The following is a 2,549-nucleotide window of genomic DNA, read 5'->3' as shown; positions in this document are numbered from 1 at the left end:
ATATCAAACAGAACCACGGGTTCCGACGCTTCATGCTCCGTGGGAAAGAAAAAGTAGCGATAGAATGGGGCTTACTTTCAATCGCACAAAACCTAAGAAAAAAAGCTGCCTAAAGGCCTTCTTTTCACTCGTTCTTAATCAATAATATTCGTTAGTTCGAAATCAACATCAAAAAACTACTTGAAATCGATTTATCCGCCGTAAAATAAAAAGACCGCATCATTTGATTTATGATACGGCCTCTTTTGTCGATTTGCCATTTTTCTGCCAATATGCAGGGCGTTTGTTAAATAAATAGCGATGAGGGTTAAAAAGAACAGTTATTTAGTTGCTGCATGCCTTGGTTTAATGGGCTTGTTGCTTGTTGATATGGCATCAGCTCAGATCATTAAACAAAAAAAGTTTAAAACCAGCCCGGGAGTATTCGTAAGCACCACCGGTACCCGGTTTACCATAACCTGGCCCACGGGTCAAGGTAACAACGGCCGCCTGGTATTGAGCCTCAAAAATGATGAGCCACTATTCAGCAGTATCGGATTAAGTAAGGGCGGAGTATACCAAACCATTATCCAAAATGTCGATCCGCAATTCATCATCACTGAAGGCAAGCGCGACCTGGTGTCCCAAAACGGATGGAACATATTTTTTGATAAGGTGCCCTTAAAGCCGCATCAATCCTATAAAGTTGAATTTCATAAAAAGGATATCAACGTAAATAGTTCGGGTTCACGAACTGTAATTACGATGAGTGGGGTAGAAGCCCCCAATTTTGAAGGCGACCTGCAGATAACACTCTATAACGGCCAGCCCCTCTTCAACATAGCCGCCGTTGTATCAACCCAAAAAGATTCGACGGCTATACTGTATGATGCCGGTTTGGTGGGGAAGCACCCGCCTGTAAAGAACATCAGCTACAGCGATGTTTATGAAAAACTGCAAACAGATGATATCAATCAGCCTGATACTGCTAAAAATATAGCCGTAAAGTATCGTACAATCATCGGCACAAATGATAAAGGAAGTATTGCTGTTTTCCCGGCGCCGCACCAATATTTTTATCCATTAGATGAAGCTTTCAACCTCAAATTTGTGTGGTATGGCAACAATTACCGCCAAATGCTTGAGGGCTTTGGCATTGGTATAAGGCAGGAATTAAATGGTGATAAACGTTATGTGCCATGGTTTAACGCCCCGCCGGGTACAAAACAGCGGCTTAACTTTTTCTGCTTGTTAGGTATTAATGGCGCACCGGCGTTGTTAGCCAATGTGAAGCAATTTACGCACAATGACAGCTATAAACCCTTGCCGGGTTACAAAACCATGGCTAGCCATTTCCATAATGAGTTTATTATGAGTGTGGTGCTCAAAGGTAAGCCCGTACCTGATAGCCCCAGCTTTGTGAAAGTATTTAAACGGCTGGGCGTAAACATTGTGCACCTGGCCGAGTTTCACTATACTGCCCACCCTAAAGGTCCCGACGAACAACGTTTACAGGAGTTGAAAACGTTGTTTGAGCAATGCGCCCGCTTATCCTCATCAAACTTTTTGTTGTTGCCAGGCGAAGAGCCGAATGAGTTTTTTGGAGGTCACTGGCTGGAGTTTTTCCCAAAGCCGGTTTACTGGATTATGGACAGGAAGCAGGGTACGTCATTTGAAACTACCGATGCCGAACATGGCAAGGTTTACCACATTGGTGATAAAAACGATATGCTGAGGCTGCTGCAAGCCGAAAATGGGCTGGCCTGGACCGCCCATGCCCGTACCAAAGGATCAACAGGGTTTCCGGATACCTATAAAAAGGAAGATTTTTTCCTGTCGGATAGGTTTTTAGGTGCTGCCTGGAAAGCCATGCCGGCCGATCTGTCGCAACCCTGGTTGGGGAAACGGGTGCTGGATTTGATGGACGATATGAATAACCGGGGCCTCCATAAAAAAGTACTCTCGGAAGCCGACTTGTTCAGTATCGAACCGGAAAACGAGATGTATGCCCACATGAATATCAATTACCTGAAACTGGATAAACAACCGAAATATAAGCAAGGCTGGCAGCCGGTTTTGGATGTGTTGCAGCAGGGTAAGTTCTTCTCCACCACCGGCGAAGTTTTGATTGAAGATTTTAAAATAAATGGCCGGTCGTCTGGCGAAACCTTTACCTTGCCCGACAATGGACAATGCCACATCTCCTTTAAAATCAGCTGGACATTCCCGCTTAATTTTGCCGAAATTATTTCTGGTGACGGCAAGCAGGTTTATCGTAAACGCGTTAACCTTGATGCCACCGAAGCATTCGGAAACCAGTTATTTAGCTTAACAGAAAACCTTAAAGGCCGTAAATGGGCACGTTTAGAGATATGGGACGCTGCCGCCGATGGTGCTTTTACGCAAACAGTTTGGTTTGAATAAAGGGAAACAGCACCCGTAAAGGCATCTGTACAAAAATTAGCAATATATTAAAACCTGCAAAATGAGAGTTGCGGGTTATGATTGTTTGTAGGAGTGTTTTATAGCGAAAATTGCTAATGTGAAAAACTTAATTGTGTTGATAGTCC

Annotated in this window: 2 protein-coding genes; both read left to right on the top strand. The window is 43.9% G+C overall.

Annotated elements, in window-relative coordinates; translation table 11 throughout:
- Positions 1-113: transposase (locus tag AC1DV1_RS31190; protein ID WP_477365692.1), on the top strand; the 113-nt coding region annotated here is incomplete at its 5' end.
- Between the two features lie 187 nt (positions 114-300).
- Positions 301-2,403 carry a CehA/McbA family metallohydrolase domain-containing protein gene (locus AC1DV1_RS31185; protein ID WP_477368717.1) on the top strand — a complete coding sequence of 701 codons (2,103 nt, stop codon included), beginning with the start codon at positions 301-303 and terminating at the stop codon, positions 2,401-2,403.
- Positions 2,404-2,549: the final 146 nt, after the last annotated feature.

This window comes from Mucilaginibacter sp. P4_D1 (genome assembly GCF_056401935.1).
The sequence above is the reverse complement of the archived record's forward strand: the minus strand, read 5'-3'. Positions and strand labels throughout refer to the sequence as shown.